This is a genomic window from Rhizobium sp. CBN3 (assembly GCF_030518245.1).
GTDB lineage: Bacteria > Pseudomonadota > Alphaproteobacteria > Rhizobiales > Rhizobiaceae > Rhizobium > Rhizobium aethiopicum_A.
This window is the reverse complement of the sequence record NZ_JAULSE010000005.1, coordinates 191072-209162: the sequence shown is the minus strand read 5'-3', so window position 1 is coordinate 209162 and position 18091 is coordinate 191072. Positions and strand designations below refer to the sequence as shown.

19 protein-coding genes and 1 tRNA gene are annotated in these 18091 nt (G+C 61.8%); 11 read left to right on the top strand and 9 right to left on the bottom strand.

Going from position 1 to position 18091, the window contains the following annotated elements; genetic code table 11:
• Window positions 1–40: 40 nt before the first annotated feature.
• From QWJ46_RS10530 to QWJ46_RS10520, 3 genes are all read right to left on the bottom strand, one after another.
• Window positions 41–1423 (bottom strand): sensor histidine kinase, encoded by a 1383-nt coding sequence (locus tag QWJ46_RS10530; RefSeq protein WP_184454974.1) that lies wholly within the window; start codon window positions 1421–1423, stop codon window positions 41–43.
• The gene (locus tag QWJ46_RS10525; RefSeq protein ID WP_020922268.1) at window positions 1420–2097 is read right to left on the bottom strand and encodes a response regulator transcription factor; all 678 of its coding nucleotides are present in this window, start codon (window positions 2095–2097) and stop codon (window positions 1420–1422) included. Before QWJ46_RS10525 ends, QWJ46_RS10530 begins: the two co-directional genes overlap by 4 nt.
• A 92-nt stretch (window positions 2098–2189) precedes the next feature.
• Window positions 2190–4058 carry a tetratricopeptide repeat protein gene (locus tag QWJ46_RS10520; RefSeq protein ID WP_302751094.1) on the bottom strand — a complete coding sequence of 623 codons (1869 nt, stop codon included), beginning with the start codon at window positions 4056–4058 and terminating at the stop codon, window positions 2190–2192.
• 326 nt (window positions 4059–4384) lie between these two features.
• Between QWJ46_RS10520 and QWJ46_RS10515 the strand changes: the two genes are divergently transcribed.
• The 5 genes from QWJ46_RS10515 to QWJ46_RS10495 all read left to right on the top strand — a co-directional run bounded on the left by QWJ46_RS10515 (window position 4385) and on the right by QWJ46_RS10495 (window position 9090).
• Window positions 4385–5431 (top strand): ABC transporter substrate-binding protein, encoded by a 1047-nt coding sequence (locus QWJ46_RS10515; protein WP_184454975.1) that lies wholly within the window; start codon window positions 4385–4387, stop codon window positions 5429–5431.
• Window positions 5432–5724: 293 nt separating this feature from the next.
• Window positions 5725–6669 (top strand): tripartite tricarboxylate transporter substrate binding protein, encoded by a 945-nt coding sequence (locus QWJ46_RS10510; RefSeq protein WP_302751093.1) that lies wholly within the window; start codon window positions 5725–5727, stop codon window positions 6667–6669.
• Window positions 6666–7157 (top strand): tripartite tricarboxylate transporter TctB family protein, encoded by a 492-nt coding sequence (locus QWJ46_RS10505; protein ID WP_302751092.1) that lies wholly within the window; start codon window positions 6666–6668, stop codon window positions 7155–7157. Before QWJ46_RS10510 ends, QWJ46_RS10505 begins: the two co-directional genes overlap by 4 nt.
• 87 nt (window positions 7158–7244) lie before the next feature.
• Entirely contained in the window at window positions 7245–8762 is a 1518-nt protein-coding gene (locus QWJ46_RS10500) for a tripartite tricarboxylate transporter permease (protein WP_011426797.1), read from the top strand.
• A gap of 157 nt (window positions 8763–8919) precedes the next feature.
• A complete protein-coding gene (locus QWJ46_RS10495; RefSeq protein WP_094299101.1) occupies window positions 8920–9090 on the top strand; it encodes a hypothetical protein in 171 nt (56 codons plus the stop codon).
• Window positions 9091–9198: 108 nt separating this feature from the next.
• Here the strand turns inward: QWJ46_RS10495 and QWJ46_RS10490 are convergent, their stop codons facing one another.
• Window positions 9199–10290: a DUF475 domain-containing protein gene (locus QWJ46_RS10490; protein WP_302751091.1), complete on the bottom strand. Its 1092-nt coding sequence runs from the start codon at window positions 10288–10290 to the stop codon at window positions 9199–9201.
• A 349-nt stretch (window positions 10291–10639) separates the two neighbouring features.
• On the opposite strand from QWJ46_RS10490, the gene QWJ46_RS10485 reads away from it, so the two are divergent.
• The 3 genes from QWJ46_RS10485 to QWJ46_RS10475 all read left to right on the top strand — a co-directional run bounded on the left by QWJ46_RS10485 (window position 10640) and on the right by QWJ46_RS10475 (window position 12011).
• Window positions 10640–10870: a hypothetical protein gene (locus QWJ46_RS10485; RefSeq protein WP_302751090.1), complete on the top strand. Its 231-nt coding sequence runs from the start codon at window positions 10640–10642 to the stop codon at window positions 10868–10870.
• Window positions 10871–10945: 75 nt separating this feature from the next.
• Window positions 10946–11125, top strand: a complete 180-nt coding sequence (locus QWJ46_RS10480) for a hypothetical protein (RefSeq protein ID WP_302751089.1) — start codon at window positions 10946–10948, stop codon at window positions 11123–11125.
• 160 nt (window positions 11126–11285) lie between these two features.
• Complete coding sequence (locus tag QWJ46_RS10475) at window positions 11286–12011, top strand: hypothetical protein (protein ID WP_302751088.1); 726 nt, start codon at window positions 11286–11288, stop codon at window positions 12009–12011.
• Window positions 12012–12017: 6 nt separating this feature from the next.
• Here the strand turns inward: QWJ46_RS10475 and QWJ46_RS10470 are convergent, their stop codons facing one another.
• The 4 genes from QWJ46_RS10470 to cpdR1 form a co-directional block, all read right to left on the bottom strand.
• Window positions 12018–12512, bottom strand: coding sequence for a hypothetical protein (locus QWJ46_RS10470; protein WP_184454982.1), 495 nt, complete (start codon window positions 12510–12512; stop codon window positions 12018–12020).
• Window positions 12513–13113: 601 nt separating this feature from the next.
• Window positions 13114–13395, bottom strand: a complete 282-nt coding sequence (locus QWJ46_RS10465) for a hypothetical protein (RefSeq protein WP_302751087.1) — start codon at window positions 13393–13395, stop codon at window positions 13114–13116.
• A 99-nt stretch (window positions 13396–13494) separates the two neighbouring features.
• Window positions 13495–13569: transfer RNA gene (locus QWJ46_RS10460), tRNA-Val, on the bottom strand.
• 84 nt (window positions 13570–13653) lie between these two features.
• Complete coding sequence (cpdR1, locus tag QWJ46_RS10455) at window positions 13654–14016, bottom strand: response regulator CpdR1 (RefSeq protein ID WP_003542883.1); 363 nt, start codon at window positions 14014–14016, stop codon at window positions 13654–13656.
• Window positions 14017–14204: 188 nt separating this feature from the next.
• On the opposite strand from cpdR1, the gene QWJ46_RS10450 reads away from it, so the two are divergent.
• Window positions 14205–15086, top strand: coding sequence for an N-formylglutamate amidohydrolase (locus QWJ46_RS10450; RefSeq protein WP_184454983.1), 882 nt, complete (start codon window positions 14205–14207; stop codon window positions 15084–15086).
• A gap of 268 nt (window positions 15087–15354) precedes the next feature.
• Window positions 15355–16128 (top strand): histidinol-phosphatase, encoded by a 774-nt coding sequence (gene hisN, locus QWJ46_RS10445; protein ID WP_302751086.1) that lies wholly within the window; start codon window positions 15355–15357, stop codon window positions 16126–16128.
• Window positions 16129–16198: 70 nt separating this feature from the next.
• Here the strand turns inward: hisN and QWJ46_RS10440 are convergent, their stop codons facing one another.
• The gene (locus tag QWJ46_RS10440) at window positions 16199–17173 is read right to left on the bottom strand and encodes an alpha/beta fold hydrolase (protein WP_302751085.1); all 975 of its coding nucleotides are present in this window, start codon (window positions 17171–17173) and stop codon (window positions 16199–16201) included.
• Window positions 17174–17569: 396 nt separating this feature from the next.
• On the opposite strand from QWJ46_RS10440, the gene QWJ46_RS10435 reads away from it, so the two are divergent.
• On the top strand, window positions 17570–18040 hold the full coding sequence (locus QWJ46_RS10435; RefSeq protein ID WP_184454986.1) for an Hsp20 family protein: 471 nt from the start codon (window positions 17570–17572) through the stop codon (window positions 18038–18040).
• The last annotated feature ends 51 nt before the right edge of the window (window positions 18041–18091 follow it).

Genomic DNA, 18091 nt, shown 5'->3' with positions numbered 1-18091 from the left:
GCGAAAGAAAGCAAGGGCGGAACGCCGGGGACCCGCCGGTTTATACCGCCTTGGCGAAGGTGACCACCGCCTTCAGGCCCTTGCCGCCCGCGCCCGGCTCCAGCGTTAAGGCGGCGTTGAAAAGATTGGCGATTTCTTCGACGATCGGCAGGCCGAGGCCGGCGCCGGGCGCGCCGGAATCATTGCCGCGCGAAAAGCGCCTGCGGACCGCCTCCAGCTTCTCACTGGGAATACCGGGACCATTGTCCTCGACTTCGAGACGAACCGTGTCGGCGGCTGCGATGATGCGGACGGTGACTTCAGCCCCCTTGCCGGCATAGGCGATGGCGTTGCCGGCGAGATTGCGCAGCATCTCGCCGATCAGCAGCGGCTCGGCGCGGATCATGGCCGGGCTTTCGCCCTCGAAGCCGAGATCGATGCCGGCGACGGCGGCCGCCGGGATCTGCTCGCCGGTGATTTCCTGGGCGATTGCCCCAAGGTCGATGGCGGAGGCGGTCAGCGCCTCCTTGGCGGTGGCGGCGTCGATCTTCGCCATCAGGAGAAGCTGGGCAAGGATGCGCTCGGCATGCGCCACGGCCTGGTCTCCCTTCAGCGCCGCCGCCTGGGCTTCATCGAGCGTGCCGGCGCGGGCCGAAAGGGCGAGCTGGGTACGGATGATCGCTAAGGGCGTGCGAAGCTGATGGCTGGCATTGCCGGTGAAATTGCGCAGCGCATCGAGGGCCGACTGCAGGCGGACCATGAAGGAATTCACCGTATCGACCAGCGGATCGACCTCGCTCGGCACGGTTTGTTCGATCGGATGCAGATCGTCAGGACTGCGTTCGCCGATGGCGTCCCCGAGCTTGTAGAGCGGGCGGAGCGCCACCGTGACCGATATCCAGACGATGACCGCCGCGCCCAAGATCATGAAGGCGAGACGCAGCGCCGAACGTACGAGAATCGCCTGCGTCAATTGCCGGCGAGCGATGGTGGTTTCGGCGACCGTCACGACGAAGGGCACGGAGCGGATGCCCGTCGAAGCCGAGCGCTCGAGCGTGGCGATGCGGATGGGCTCGCCGCGAAAGCTGTCATCGGCGAAGGCTGCGGCATTGCCGGGCGTCTTCTTCAGGACCGGCAGGGATTGATAGCCGGTGATGAATTGACCCGGAGGGCCGTCAACGCGGTAGAAGACCCGGTCCTGCGCCGCCGAGGTCAGCATTTCCAGGGCGACATAGGGAATGTCGACCTGCAATGTCCCGTCTTCGGCGACGACGACGCGTTCGGCAATTGCCAGAGCAGAGCCGGCGAGCACGCGGTCGGAGACGATATTCGACGTCTTGACCGCCTCGCGATAGGTATCGGCGAGCGCCAGCGTGCCGATGACGGCGGTCGAAATGAGCAGCCAGAAGAGCAGCCGGCGCCTGAGGGAATAGGCGGCTTTCATGAGGCCTCGGGCAGCTTGTCGAGATAGTAGCCGATCCCGCGGGCGGTCTTGACCGTCAGGCCGTGCGGCGAGAGGCGTTTCCTCAGCCGGCTGACATATTGCTCGATCGCGTTTGCGGAAATGTCGTCGTCGAAGGCTGTCAGCGACTGGATGATCGCCTCCTTGGCCACGACCTTGCCGGCCCGCATGAAGAGGATTTCGAGCAAGCCGAGTTCGCGGGCGGGAATATCAAGAGGGGTGTCGCCTGATGAAAAGGTGCGGGAATTAAGGTCGAAAGAAATGCCGCCGAAGCCGACGGTCGCCGAACGCAGCCCGGCCTGGCGGCGCAGCAGCACGCGTACGCGGGCCTCGAATTCGGCAATATCGAAAGGCTTGATCAGATAATCATCGGCGCCGAGATCGAGACCCTTCACCCGTTCTTCCGGCGTGCCGCGCGCCGTCAGGATGAGGACGGCTGCCTGGTTCTGCCGGGCGCGCATAGCGCGCAGCACGTCGAGCCCGTCCATTTCGGGCAGGTTGAGGTCGAGAATGACCAGATCGAAATTTTCAGCGGCGATGACCGCATTGGCGGATGCGCCGTCATGGACGACGTCGACGGCATGGCCCGTGCCGCGCAGGATCGCCGAGAGACCGTCGGCCAGCGCGATATTGTCTTCTGTGAGCAGGATGCGCACGGATGGTTCCCCTGTTTTCAGCGAGATTACAGAGGTGGCGGAGCGATGTCATAGCGATTTTCAAAATTCGGTGAATGGCCGGGGACGAGACTTCAGCTGCCGGTTCTCTCAATCTGTTCGCGCTGCGTCATCGCGGCGGCGAGCAACTGCCGGAAGCGGCGATCGCCGCGGATGTTGTCGAGGTCGGAATCATTGTTGAACCATTTGATGTGATAGACGGAGCTGTGCGGCAGCAGCTTCTCGAGCAGGTCGATTGCCCGGTCGGTATCGCCGAGGACGGAATAGACGCAGGCAAGATTATACTGGGCGACAATGTCGTCGGGATCGATGGCGATCGCGCGGGCGGCCCAGTCGCGTGCCCGCGTCGCGTCGCCGAGATGGGCAAGCGCCAGCGCGCCGCGATGGGCCGGGCCGGAGTTTTCGGGATTGAGATTCAGCGCACGTTCGGCGCGCAGCAGGCCGAGTCTCGCCCAGTTTTCCGTATCCACCGGACGGCCGAGCGAGCGGTAGGCCGACATCAGATGGATCGGCGAGACGTAGTCGTCAGGGCGAATTTCGGCGGCGCGGGTGAAATATTGCACGGATTCGGCAAAGTTGCCGCGCATGAAGAAGAACCGGGCGTAATGGAAATTCGCCTCGAAGAGGTTCGGGTCGAGCGTGAGGGCACGTTCGAAAGCGGCCGCCGCCCGATCATCGAGGCCGCTTTGATGCAGGGCCAAGCCATGCGAGGCATGGGCTTCGGGAAGATCGGGATCGAGCTGAAGCGCCCGAGCGCTCATGTCGAGGATGCGCCTCAGCGGCACATCGTCGGGCGCCCAGTCGCGGATCGCAGCGTCGCAATCGGCGATGCCGGCATAGGCCCGGGCGTAATCAGGGTCGAGTTCCACCGCCTTGCAGAACATGCGCCTTGCGAGCTGCAGGTAGGATTTCGTCCAGCTGTGGGAGAGCTGGCGGCCCCTGAGATAGTAGGTGTAGGCCTCGACATTGGCCGTCGGTTCGTTGGCGATCGCCTTCTTCTCCTCCGGCAGCAGGCGCACCTTCAGCTGGCTGACGATCGCCTGGGTGATCTCGTCCTGGATGGCAAAGATGTCGGTGAGGTCGCGGTCGTAACGCTCGGCCCAGAGATGGTCGCCATTGGCAGTGTCGATCAGCTGGCCGGAGATGCGTACGCGCTTGTCGAAGATGCGCACGCTCCCTTCGAGCACATAACGCACTCCGAGTTCCTGGGCGAGGCGCTTCAACTTCACCGATATGCCCTTGTAGGTAAAGATGGTGTTGCGGGGCACGACGTGCAGGCTCGAGATCTTCGAGAGATCGGTGATGATGTCTTCGGTGATGCCGTCGGAAAAATAATCCTGATCGGCGTCGCCGCTCATATTTGTGAAGGGCAGCACGGCAATGAAGCAGGTATTGCGATTCTCAGCCACCAGCCTGGTGGAGGAGGGCGGCGCCAGGGTGACGGTGTAGACCTGAACGGGCTGCCTGATATTCTTCAGCATGTGCTCGCCGATGAATTCGAACCCGAGATTGAGGCGCGAGCCGACCTGGTCGCGCACGGAGGCCGACACGGCGATGCCGCCCGGTGCTGCGATACGCTCAAGCCTTGCGGCAAGATTGACGCCGTCGCCGAATATGTCGCCGTTCTCGACGACGACATCGCCGAGATTGATGCCGATACGGAATTCGACGCGCTCTTCCTTCGGCACGTTCTCGTTGCGGGCCGACATGCTGCGCTGTATTTCGGCGGCGCAGGCGACGGCATTCACCACGCTCTGGAATTCGGCAAGGATGCCATCGCCGGTGAGTTTGACGATCCGGCCCTTGTAGTCCGAAATACGAACGTCAACCAACTCGCAGCGATGGCGGTTCAGCGCCTGCAAGGTGCCTGACTCATCAATGCCCATCAGTCGGCTGTAGCCGACGACATCCGCAGCGAGAATAGCGCTCAGTCGTCGTTCCATGACCCCTCCCATGGGTCTTCCCAGGTCAATCTAGCTTTTTTAGAGTTTTTTGTCGCGTATAGTCGTCTCCCGAAGAAGTAAATTCGGGCGGCTTCGACGTTTTGACGCGGCAGCGCACCCTATATCGTCCCCAATCTTCATCAATACTCAAAACGGGTGAAGGATGACGCGGAGTCATAATCATTTATGGTCAAAGGGGTGTCGGACCGACACGTTGGCTGCTGCGGATCCGTCGCAATGCAGGCGACGCTCGCTGCAGGTCCGGTCACGCCCTTGCTCCTCTCTGTATGCTCAGGCATTGTTGCTGCATGAGGAGAATTTTCATCTTGCTGCTGGCGTTCTGGCCGGGTTGCGTGCTGGCCGACCAAGCCTTCTATCCGGCGAAGTCGGGCAATACAGCCGCACCGGTGCTGACGGTCTATTCTTCGCTCGACGAGCCCTTGGCGCAGCCGATGATCCGGGGGTTCCAGGAGGCCAATCCTGATGTCGCGGTCAGATATGAGGACATGCTGACCGGCGAAATCTACGACCGGATCGTCAGGGAAACGGATGCAGGCGGCAAAACGGCGGATTTTGCCTTTTCCTCGGCAATGGACCTGCAGGTGAAGCTTTCCAACGACGGCTATGCGCAGGTCAGCAATCTGCCGATGAGTGCTGCTTGGCCGACATGGGCGAATTGGCGCAATACCGCCTATGCGTTGACCTTCGAGCCGGCGGTGTTCGTCTATCACAAGCCGAGCTTCGCGCACGAGCCGGTGCCGAGCTCGCGTGCGGAACTCGTCGACTATCTGAAGCGCAAGGGCAATGCGGTCTATGGCCGGATCAGCACTTACGATATCGAGCGCTCCGGTGTCGGTTTTCTCTTCATGGCGCGCGACCAGGAGCAATTCGGCGACATCTGGTCGGTGATCGGCGCGATGGGTGCGGCCGGCGTCAAACTTTACTCGACGAGCTCTGCGATCCTCGAACGCGTGGCCGACGGGCGCTTCGTGCTCGGTTATAATATTCTCGGTTCTTACGCCGCTGACTGGGCTTCGCGGCACCCGGATGTCGGCATCGTGCTGCCGAAGGACTATACGGTGGTGATGTCGCGCATCGGGCTGGTGCCGCAGGCTGCAGCCGAGCCGGAACTCGGGCGCCGCTACCTTGCCTTTTTCATGTCGAAGGTGGGCCAGACGATCATGGCGCGCGAGCTGCAGATCCCGGCCGTCAGCCCGGAGGTGGCGGGCGAAAACACTGCCAATACGCTGCAGGAACTGCTCGGCGCCCAACTTCGGCCGGTGCCGGTCAGTCCCGGGCTGATGGTCTATCTCGACCAGGTAAAGCGTGCGCGGCTGATCGCGCATTGGAACGAGGTTCTGCGGGCACAGTGAAGAAGGCCAGCTTTCGGCCGCTTCATGACGTCAATATCTGTTACTCCTCGGCGGGCTGCTGGCCCAATTACGGCAAAAAAGTGGCTTCTCCTTCTGGATATCTTGCCGATGTCAGCTAGATGACAGGTTGTTGTGGTGGCTTTGGCTACTTCTTCTCCGTGGAGGCGGAGAATTGAAGCCTTGGGAGGCATTCCGCTCGTCATTCAGGACAACTGCGTCCGCTGGCCGGCCACCCCTCCCGATTCACTCGAGAATAACAGGCGGTTCGCTCAATCGCCCACGGAGGACACATCGTGAAGCATACGTTCATCGCAACCATTCTTGCCGCCGCAATCGCGCTGCCGGCCTATGCGGCCGACTACACCATCATCGCGCCGGCCGCTCCCGGCGGCGGCTGGGATCAGACGGCCCGTTCGCTGCAGGCTGCGCTGCAGCAGGAGAAGATCGCCGGCAACGTACAGGTCCAGAACGTTCCCGGCGCCGGCGGCACCATCGGCCTTGCGCAGTTTGCCAGCCAGGCTGCCGGCAACCCGAATTCGCTGATCGTCGGCGGCTATGTCATGGTCGGCGCCATCCTCACCAACAAATCGCCGGTGACGCTCAAGGATGTGACGCCGATTGCCCGTCTGACCGGCGAATATGAGGCCATTGTCGTTCCCGCCGCGTCCGAGATCAAGACGATGGCCGATCTGGTCGCGGCGCTGAAGAAGGATCCGGGCTCGGTTTCCTGGGGCGGCGGCTCGGCCGGCGGCACCGACCACATCACCGCAGGACTGATTGCCAAGGCTTCCGGCGTCGACCCGACGAAGATCAACTATGTCGCCTTCTCTGGCGGCGGTGAAGCGCTCGCAGCCATTCTCGGCAACCAGGTCACAGCCGGCGTTTCGAGCTACAGCGAGTTCGAATCGCAGGTGAAAGCAGGCATGCTGCGTCTCCTCGCCGTTTCCAGCGACAAGCGCATCGACGGTGTCGATGCCCCGACGCTGAAGGAAGCCGGCACCGACGTCAGCATCCAGAATTGGCGCATGGTTGCCGCAGCCCCCGGCCTGTCGGACGACGAGGTCGCCAAGATCACTGCCGATTTCGAGAAGCTGCACAGCTCTGCCACCTGGCAGGAGACCCTGAAGACCAAGGGCTGGGCCGACACCTATCTTTCCGGCGATGCCTTCAAGGCGCAGCTCGAACAGGACGTCTCCGCTACCGAGGGCATTCTTAAAGAGATCGGACTTGTTCAATGAGCGAGGATAAGACCTCCTCGGCAACCACACGCCGCCCTGATTGGGCGGCGTTCATCATTGCCGTTTTCCTCTTCGCCATCGCGGGTGTGATGGCCTGGGATGCAACGCATCTGAAAACGATCGCACAGTACGCCCGCATCGGTCCGGCAACGGTGCCTGAGGTGGTGGCGTTCGGGCTCTTCTGTCTTGGCATCTGGACCGTCGCCGAAGCTTGGCGCGGCGAGTTCCCGGAGCGGGACAAGCAAGAAGTGGCGCCCGTCATCTGGATCGTCGCCGGTCTCGCCTGCCAGATGCTGCTTCTGCGCGTTGCCGGCTTCTCGATTGCGACCGGTATACTGTTTGCGCTGACCGCACGCGGCTTCGGAAAACGCAAGCTCTGGATCTCGCTGCCGATCGGCATCGTTTTCAGCTTCGTCGTCTGGTCGATCTTCTCGCAGCTCCTACAGCTGACGCTGCCGGCCGGGCCGCTCGAACATCTGTTCTTCTGACCGCGCGGGACGCGCTGTCAGCTCTTTTGATTTTTCGCGGCGACCGATTGCGAAGGCACGGACGAGAGCGCCGCCTGGGACACCAAGATGAGCACATTCGAATTTCTATGGCAGGGTATCCTGGTTGCGATGCAGCCGATGAACCTGGTTTATGCGCTGGTCGGCGTGACGCTCGGCACTGCCGTCGGCGTCTTGCCCGGCATAGGCCCGGCGCTCACCGTGGCACTGCTGTTGCCGGCCACCTACAAGCTCGATCCGGGCGGCTCGCTGATTATGTTCGCCGGCATCTATTACGGCGGCATGTACGGCGGTTCGACGACGTCGATCCTGCTCAACACGCCGGGTGAAAGCGCCTCGATCGTCACCGCGCTCGAAGGCAACAAGATGGCGCGGGCCGGGCGCGGCGGACCCGCATTGGCGACGGCAGCGATCGGCTCCTTCGTCGCCGGCCTCATCGCCACGCTCGGACTCGCCTTCATCGCGCCCTACATTGTCAAGCTGGCGCTGGTCTTCGGGCCGCGGGAATATTTCGCGCTGATGGTGCTCGCCTTCGTTACCGTCTCCTCGGCTTTTGGAGATTCGGCGCTTCGAGGCCTGACCGCGCTGTTCATCGGTTTCGCGCTTGCCATGGTCGGCATCGACCAGCAGACGGGACAGGCCAGGCTTTCCTTCGGCATTCCCGACCTGCTCGACGGCGTCGAAGTGACGACGCTGGCGGTGGCGATGTTCGCTATCGGCGAGACGCTCTATATCGCAGCGCAGGGCAACCGGGTCGCGGAGCAAGTGGAGGCGGTCAAGGGTTCGCTCTGGATGAACGCACAGGACTGGTCGCGCTCCTGGAAGCCCTGGCTTCGCGGCACGCTGATCGGTTTCCCGATCGGCGCGATGCCGGCGGGCGGCGCTGAAATCGGCACGTTCCTGTCCTACTCGACCGAAAAGCGGCTGGCGAAGAACCCGGAAGAATTCGGCCATGGCGCGATCGAAGGCGTGGCCGGTCCCGAGGCGGCGAACAATGCCTCCGCCGCCGGCACGCTGGTGCCGCTCCTGACCCTCGGCCTGCCGACGACGGCGACGGCGGCGATCATGCTCGCCGGTTTCCAGCAATACGGGCTGCAGCCCGGGCCGCTTCTGTTTGCCACCAATCCGCAGCTCGTCTGGGGTCTGATCGCCAGCCTGCTCATCGCCAATGCGATGCTGCTCGTCCTCAACCTGCCGATGATCGGGCTCTGGGTGCGGCTGCTGACCATTCCGAAGCCGTGGCTCTATGCTGGCATCCTGCTGTTTGCGACGCTCGGAACGATCGGCGCCAACCCTTCGGTGTTTGAACTCGGCATGCTGCTCGCCTTCGGCCTGCTCGGCTATGTGATGCGGCTCTTCGGCTATCCGATCGCACCTGCCGTCGTCGGCCTCATCCTCGGGCCGCTGGCCGAGCAGCAGCTGCGCCGTGCACTGGCGATCAGCCAGGGCGATGTGACGACGCTGGTGATGTCACCGATCGCGGCAGGCCTTCTAATCGTTGCGGCGGCTGCCTTCCTGATCCCGCTGATCCTGCGCATCCGCGGTCGGGGCCAGGTGCTGTCGCAGCTGGCGGCAAACGAAGACTAGAAGAAAAAGACAACCTTACCCCTGCCTGGAGGCCGGCCATGGAACCATGCGCCGGCCTCTTCTTTTTGCATGGCTGCGGTGATTTTACATGCATTGTCGATGCGACAGCGCACTGCCATCTATGAGTGGTCAATCATAAAGCAAGAGGAACAGGACAATGTCCGCCATACGAAATTCAGTCCACGCCGGCTTCCTGGGCCGCGCATTTGCTGCGCTGAGCGCCGCCAACGCCGTCAGCGCCGCTGTCGAAGCCGGCCGTCGTCCGCGCGCCCGCGACCTCAAGGAGCTTGGCATCGATCCGGCTTCGTTCGGTCAGGTCATCCGCTAAGCCGTTCAAGGCATGCAGGAATGAAACAGCCCGCAACCGGGTGGTCGCGGTTTATGTCGGAGTAGCCGCAACGCTGAGGCGCGTTGCGACCTTTAATTGTCTGCCACGTCAGGCGTGCAGTTCTTCCCGCCGGTCGGCGTGATCTTCTGCCCGCTCGCGCTTGTTGTGGCGAATGGACGACCAGAGCGACAGGCCGATCAGAGCCGCGCCGCCGAGACCGGTGATCACTTCGGGAATGTGCACCAGGGTTTGCGCATACATGATCACCGCGAGGATCAGGATGGCGTAGAAGGCGCCATGTTCGAGATAGCGGTATTCGGCAAGCGTTCCCTTCTCCACCAGCATGATCGTCATCGAGCGCACATACATGGCGCCGATGCCGAGGCCGATCGCGATGACGAAGAGGTTCTGCGTCAAGGCGAAGGCGCCGATGACGCCGTCGAAGGAGAAGCTGGCATCCAGCACCTCCAGATAGATGAAGGCGCCGAGGCCGCCCCTGGCGGCAGCGCTCATCGTCTGCTGCGACGCATCGAGCAACTCGCCGACGACCTCGACTGCGAGGAAGGTGAGCAGGCCGTAAATGGCGCAATGGACGAAGACGCTGGCTTCCTCGCCGCCGATCAGCCAGGAGAAGACAAGCATCAGCGCCAGCACGAAGGCGATCTCGATGCCCCTGATGGTGGCCGAGCGCGCCATCACCTTCTCCAGGCCGCGAAGCCAATGGATCTTCTTCTCATGATCGAAGAAATAGCTGAGGCCGACCATCATCAGGAAGGTGCCGCCGAAGGCTGCGATCGGCAGATGCGCATCGTTCATGATGCGGGCATATTCCTCGGGTTCGCGGGCGGCCAGCACCAGAGCATCCCAGGGGCCGATGCGTGCGGCGATGGCGACGATCGCCAACGGAAAGACAATGCGCATGCCGAAGACGGCAATGATGATGCCCCAGGTAAGGAAGCGCTTCTGCCAGACCGGCGTCATCTCCTTCAGTTTGTTGGCATTGACGATGGCATTGTCGAAGGAGAGCGAAATCTCCAGCACCGCAAGCACGGCACAGATGAAGAAGACGGTCGCCATGCCGCCGATCGTGCCGGTCGTCTGCCAACCAAGCACGGCGCCGAGAATAAGGCCGAGGACCGTGACGATGAAAGCCCAGCGGAAATAGCCGAGCGAGGATCTATTGGTCTGGGACTGGTTCATGGCCGCACCTCGCGGCCGCAAAGCGTGTTGGAGAGGGTGGAGATACTATAAAAACGCGGCATGCCACAACGGGCATGCCGACGAGGCATGGTGAGCTTTTTCATCGATGAAAAATCCGCCGGCTGAGCTGCAGGCGGTACCGACATCACGAGAGCGCCGTAAAAACTCTCGCCAGAGGGGCCCGGCACCAATGTTCCCCGTAGCCGATGTCTGGAAGGCTGCGGGATAGGCCCTAGGTAATCTACTTCCCGAACCAGTCAAGGCCAAACGCGCCAAAGAAAACGGCAATTTTTCGGGAACCATAGGGGGCCGCTGCTCGTTAAACCCTGGTTGAGCTGAAAGGAGGCCGATGATGCACACTTCGACCCATGTTCCCGACAAGCGCACGGAGGCATCCGACCGCATGAAGCGGGCGAAACCGAATCGTATGCAGAAGGCACAGGTGCTGCCGCCACATCATGTCGACCTGACGCTGACGCCCGGCGTCATCCATGACATTCACGTGCCGGCGCATGTGACCGGCGCGGACCTTTCCAAAGGTGGTCCCGACATTAAAAGTCAGGCGAAAACGAAGAAATAACGCCTCTTCCGAAGGCCTCTTCGGCGTGCTGACGTCGATTTGAAACAGGGCGATTTGAAACAGGGTGAGAAACATATGACAATGAACTTTGTGGCGCGGGATATTGTTATCCGGCACGAAAATGAATGGCAGGCCATCCGCGAGGGGGCCGACAAGCGCATCGAGATCGGCAAAGGCAAACAGCCGATCGCTTCGCCGATCAGCGGCGTGGCATCGGCCGGAAAAAACGAGCCTTCGGCCGTCAATCCGGAATAAGCGGAAGATAGTTTTGCAGAGATAGGCGCTCGGCGATGCCGGGCGTTTCGCTGTCTATCAGCCTTTGTGCCAATCAACACGCCGTCAAAGATAACGGCTGACGCCAACCTTTCGGAAAGGATTGGACAGCGATAATCCCGGCCTCACGGGATTCGGATACATGGCCAAGACAGCGAGACGCGGCCGCCGCAAGGCGCTGGCGAGAGGAAAGAGCAGAGCGCGCAGCAGCGGTGGATTGCTGCCCTGGGCGGTGATCGGCATTGCCGCGATCGGCGGTATCGTCGCTCACGACAATTGGAAGAGCCTTCAGCCTATGCTTGAACGGCAGTCGGCGCCGACCGCACGGGAAATGGCGGAGCCGAGACCTGTTGCCAGGAAGGATGTGCCGCAGAAGCAGGTGGCGCTTGCCGCACCGATGCCGAGAGCCGCGCCGCCGACGCTGCAGGCGCAGCCGCTGCCGCCTGCCACAATCCCGACGCCGGCAATCCAGCCGGTCAAGGCGGTGCCGGCCCCGGCCTCTCCCGGGGCTCAGCAGACGGCGACGGGCGCCTTCGGCTATTGCGGGCAGGGCGCGCACATCAATTGCGTCGGCGACGGCGGCGTCTTCTGGTACAAGGGCGAAAAGATCGTCATTGCCGATATGGCAAGCCCGGTGGCCGACCAGGCGCGCTGCGATGACGAACGCAGGGTGGCCTTCGCCGCGAAGCTGCGCCTGCTGGCGCTTCTGAACGCCGGCCCCTTCACCATCGACGCGGCTGGAAAGACCGAGCCCTCGGGCGCGCAGCGGATCGTCTCGCGCGACGGGCGCTCTTTTGGCGCGCAGCTGATCAAGGAAGGGCTGGCGCGCCAGCCGGGGGCTGCCGGCGGCGCGTGGTGCGCCGCCTGACGGGAGCTATTTCCCCTTTTTCACCAGCTTGCCGCCGGTGCGGAAGCTGCCGGTGAAGGAGGAGTCCTTGCTTTCGGCGGTGCATTCGATCGCGATCGGCTCGCCGGCATAGGGATTGCCGAAGGTGCAGAAGCCGGCGACCTTGACCTGGCCGGTCATCTTGTTGCCGACGCCCGTCGTGACGAGGCTCAACGGCAGGCGAGCATTGCCGTTGGAGGCTGGCTTGATGCCACTGCCATCGCCCTGGAAGCCGAGCGCCTTTCCATCTGAAGTGAAGATGAAGGTCACCGAACCGTTGGCCAGAGTGACGCTGGCAAGCTCGTTTTTGCAGCCCTTGGTGGCGTCAAATTTGGCGACGACCAGTCTGGCGCATTTGCCGGAAAGCGTAATGACGCCGGGAGCGCCGGGAAATGTCTCAGGCGGGGAGGCCGGCGCGGCGGCGGCTGGCAAGGCGAGGACGGCGGCAACAAGGCCGGCGACAACAAGCGCGGATAACTTCATTTCGATCTCAAATCCCATGTCCTGGCGAGGCGAATCACCGCTTCACCTTCGATCCGCCATGGCATGGCTCTGTGTCCGAAATTTGGTTCCGTGCAGCATAAAGATTCCGCCGGTCGCCGACGGGCCGAACGTCGGCTGAGCTTGCTGGCTAAAAGGTCCAGCAACGGCATAATTTGCGGGACATCGGCAAGGGAGCGATGTGACGTCCAATAATGGCGGCGCTCATCAGCAATGGTATGCAATTGATGCTCGAATGAGCGCGTCCTCATATGAGGGCGCGCCGCCATCTGCATGACTCGGGTAAAAACCGGACAGTTGCTTGCCTCTTTCACCGGTCGCTATGGTGAAGATGGAAGTCAGGCCGCGGCGGGGGTGACGGCTTGCAAGTTCGTTCGAGCAGCACTTCGTGGGCGCAGGTGCCGTGGAAGCCCGGCGAGGCGAGGGGCGGAAAAACTGCGGCACTGCCGGTCGAGAGGCGAATGCCCCGTACGCCGGATCGGCAAAAATTCACATGGTTTTGTAACCGAAATTGGCTTGGCCACTCTCAGGAGGCGCATCCCTGTGGGGCAAGGACAGTGGTCAACCGTCTATGCTCTGCAAATCACTCCAGAATAGCTTCCTTGCGCGCCACATTGCCGCTCACATCGATGTCGCTGCCCAGCATCGCGCTGCCGGTCAGATCAACGCCGTAGTCCAGGAGGTTTTGCCGCGTCAGATGGAGCATCACCCGGCCAGCTTGCTCGACCGGCCTGCCTCGCAGGTGAGATACAACATATTCGGCAGTGACGGGGTAGCGTCCCTTGGGAAGGCTGATACCTTTTGCCAGCGAAATCTTGTCGTTGGACACCACGAGAGTTTTGCGTCGTTTAATGACCTGCGCCACGCTGAGAACTCCTATTGTCAGATTTATCGAACCTGCGGGCCACTATGTCAAAAGGCCTCTCGATTTCTCGAAAGGCCTTTGCTTTTCAGCGAATTAGGATGGTGGGCGTGACAGGGATTGAACCTGTGACCCCTACGATGTCAACGTAGTGCTCTCCCGCTGAGCTACACGCCCATCCGATGGCGGCGCATAGATCACAAAACCTTCGGAGCCGTCAATAGGCTTTTTTCAGTTTTGTGACGCGCCGCCCGACAAGCCTTACGCGGCAAGCATTTTATTGACCTCATCGACGAGGTCGCGCAGGTGGAAAGGCTTGGAAAGGACCTTGGCATCCTTCGGCGCCTTCGAATCGGGGTTCAGCGCCACGGCGGCAAAACCGGTGATGAACATCACCTTCAGATCGGGATCGAGTTCGGTGGCCCGGCGCGCCAGCTCGATGCCATCCATTTCGGGCATGACGATATCGGTCAAGAGCAGAGAAAACGGCTCCTCGCGCAGCCGGTCATAGGCGCTGGCGCCGTTGTCGTAAGAAAGGACCTTGTAGCCGGCCTTTTCGAGCGCTTTCACCAGGAAACGGCGCATATCATTGTCGTCTTCGGCGAGAAGTATCTTCTGAGTCATCAATCCAGACCGCTAATCAATAGGTTTTGGGTGGGCTGCCAGCCGTCTACACTAGTCTTTGCCCGGTAAACAACCGGTGAATTGCCTGTGCGTGATAGTCATCCCTTCTACATAGTATGGACTTGAGGGCGGGCAACTGGCAACATGAACGAAGCAGCCAGTTCATGACATGGTAAAGAGGGCCGAAAGTGCCGGAAATCCGCGAATACGAGCTTTTTGAGGTCCATGAGCCCGTGTCGCAGACCATTCCCTTCGTCTACAACTCTCCCCATAGCGGCCGCATTTATCCACCGGAATTCATCGCCCAATCGAGGCTGGAAGGCATAGCGATCCGCCGTTCGGAGGACCATTACGTCGACGAGCTGTTCGGCTCGGCCGTCGAACTGGGCGCGCCAATGCTCGCCGCCAATTTTCCGCGGGCCTATCTCGACGTCAATCGTGAGCCCTACGAACTCGACCCCAGGATGTTCGACGGGCTGCTGCCGCCCTATGCCAACATCAATTCGCTGAGGGTCGCCGGCGGACTCGGGACCATTCCGCGCATCGTTGCCGAGAACATGGAGATCTACGCACGGCGGCTGCCGGTGCAGGAGGGGCTTGATCGGGTCGAGGCAGTCTACAAGCCCTACCACGCGGCGCTGCGCCGGCTTATCGCCCGCACCCATGTACAGTTCGGCTTCGGCGTTCTGATCGACTGCCACTCGATGCCCGGCAATGTGCGGGTCGCGGGTTGCACCGGGCGGCCCGATTTCATCATCGGCGATCGCTACGGCACCAGCGCTTCGGCCGAACTTTCACGCGCCGCGATCGCCATCCTCGAGGAAATGGGCTTCGCTGCGATCCGTAACAAGCCTTATGCCGGCGGCTTCATCACCGAGCATTACGGCCGTCCCTCGCGCGGTCTGCACGCGCTGCAGATCGAAGTGAACCGGGCGATCTATGTCGACGAGGTGACGCTGGAGAAGCGCGAGGATTTCGCCGCGGTGGCCGACGCCGTCGCGGCCTTCATGCGGCAGATGGCGGATTATGTCGAAAAATTCGCCGGCGATCGGGCGCTGGCCGCCGAGTAAACCTGCAATTTCCTGATTCTCGGCTTGCCTCCCCAGGCCAAAAAAAACCGCGCTTGTCAGCGCGGCTAAGTCTAGGGAGGAAACACCCAAGGAGGGTATTTACAGTCAGAAGACTGTAATGACGACGCTACTATTGCGTTGCACAAATGTCAAGCAATATATTGCGCTGCGATATCTTTGGGCAATTCGCCTGAGGTTGCCCGCTTCGTTTGCATTCCCGCTCGTTTTCGCTATGAAAGCGCATTCCCGCCAGCCAAACGGTGTCACCATGCTTCCTGACCATTCATTCTTCAATCGTCTGGCGGAGGTCGCCCGCGCCGAGACGCTGCCGCGCTTCCGCTCCGGGCTCGATGTCACGAATAAACTTTCTTCCGGCTTCGATCCGGTGACGGAAGGTGATCGGGCGGCCGAGCTCGCTATCCGGGCGCTGATCGAGGAGAATTTCCCCGACCACGGCATTCTCGGCGAGGAGCACGGCGATGTCGGGCTCGACCGGGACTATGTCTGGGTGATCGATCCGATCGACGGCACGCGCGCCTTCATATCGGGCGTGCCGGTCTGGGGAACGCTGATCGGCCTGCATAGGGAAGGCCGGGCGATCATGGGCATGATCGAGCAGCCCTTTACCGGCGAACGTTATTTCGCCGACGAGAACGGCTCGATCTATACCGGCCCGGAGGGTGAAAGGCGGCTGGTGACGCGCCAGTGCGAGGCGCTTTCGAGCGCCATTCTGTTCACGACCTCGCCACATCTCTTCGCCGGCGGGGAGATGGAGAAATACCGGGAGATCGAGGGTCAGGTGCGGCTCTTCCGCTATGGATGCGACTGCTATGCCTATGCGCTGCTTGCCGCCGGCCATATCGATCTCGTCATCGAAAACGGGCTGAAACCCTATGACGTCGGCGGGATCATTCCCGTCATCGAGGGGGCGGGCGGCATCATCACCACCTGGGACGGCGGACGGCCGGAAAACGGCGGTTCGATCATCGCCGCCGGCAGCCGCGCGGTCTACGAGCAGGCAATTGCCATCCTGCAGCGCTGAACCCGGGCTCGGCAAAGCCGATGCCCCAGGTCGGCAAGGCCGATTCTGCTGGCGGCTCGGTTGATCCGGCTCAGGTGCCGAGGGCGGCGACATCATGATTTTCCTCGGCATCGCTGCCGGGGATGAAGGCGTGGAAGGCCGCCAGCGCCGCGGCGCGATAGATATCCCGTTCCTGGAAGATCTCATGGCGGGCGCCGTTGATCGGCACCAACTGGCCGGCGCGGAAATAACGCGAGAGCCGCTCCTGCGCCGTGTAGGGCACGACGCCGTCTCGTGTCGGGGCGATGACGATGGTCGGGATGGTGATCGAGAAGAGATGGTTGGGCGAGGTGACCCGGTCCATGGTCCGGAAGGCTTCGGTCAGCCAGCGGGCCGTCGGCGGCCCGAGCGTCAGTTCCGGATAGGCCTTCATCATCGCTACATTGCGCTCGAAGCGGGTTTCGTCCGAGGTCAGCGGATTGTCGCGGAAATCCGGATCCTTCAGCTTCGAAGTCAGCGGCATGAAGCCAAGGCCGGCGGCCGTCAGCGCGCCGGCGAGGGTGCGGATGACGCGAGGCGAGGCCGACTGACCGGTCAGGCCGATGAAGGGAGCTGATAGCACCATGCGATCGATGCGGGTGGTGAGATAGGGAGCGGCCGACAGCGCGATCAGCCCGCCGGTGGAATGGCCGAGCAGGTAGAAGGGCAGGCGGGTATCCGGCAGCACTATCTTTTCGAGGAAGGTGTCGAGGTCGCGCTCGTAATCGGAAAAGCGGCGGATATGGCCGTGATTACGGCGCTTCAGGAGCCGCGACGAACCGCCTTGACCACGCAGGTCGAAGGTCGCGACCCAGAGGCCCTTGCCCGTCAAGTCACGGATCGTCTCGAAATATTTTTCGATATATTCGTTGCGGCCATGGATGATGACGACCGTGCCCTTGGCGACCTGGCCACCGGAGCGGAAAACGGCGTAACGCAGCCGGTGGCCGTCATGGGTTTCGAAGAACCCTTCGGTGCGGTTTTCCGGGACGGGATTGTCGGGCGTCGAATAGAGAACCTGATCCATGACTTGCCAATGCGCCGCTGCTGAATGCTTCTCTATCAGGGATACCGCATGGCGCCCGGCTTGGAAAGCAGGGGGAAAAAGGGCCGGCGGGAGCGTGAGGGCGCTCGCGGCCGGCCCAAGTTTAGACTGAAGAAGAAGGGACGATGTACTTCAGCCATCGGGGCCAGTGTCACCCGAGATCGTCATTTCTAGGCAGGCATGTCTGAACGCCTACCGAACCGGCCGTTCACGCGCGGTTCACGGCCGGTCGAGGGGATTTCGGTCTTGAACTCCCCGAATCGCATCACCATCTCCATCCTGCGGGTGCCAAAAGGGCCCGTGCAACCGTCCCGAGGCCGCCAAGATGGGGTTTCAGGGGCATTTTATCGCAACACGTCGCTTCCCTAGGAGGACATCATGCGTCACGTAGACTTCTCTCCCCTTTATCGTTCGACGGTCGGTTTCGACCGCCTCTTCACCATGCTCGACAGCCTTGCTCAGCCGGAGCAGGCACAGACCTATCCGCCCTATAATATCGAGCGCACCGGTGAAAACACCTATCGCATCACCATGGCGGTCGCCGGTTTCGACGAGACCGAGCTTTCGATCGAAGCCCACGCCCATGTGCTGTCCGTGAAGGGTGAAAAGAACGAGGAAACCGCCGAAGGCGGCGAATTCCTCTATCGCGGCATTGCCAAGCGCGCCTTCGAGCGCCGCTTCCAGCTTGCCGATCACGTCGAGGTATCAGCCGCTTCGCTGAAGAATGGCCTGCTTCACATCGATCTTCTGCGTAATATTCCCGAGGCTATGAAGCCCCGCAAGATCACGATTGCCGCCGAGCCGATCGAGGCTCCGAAGGCGATCGAGGCGCAGGTCATCAGCGGTTAACAGCTGTCCCTCAGGGACAATGGACGGCGCTCCGATCGGGGCGCCGTTTTT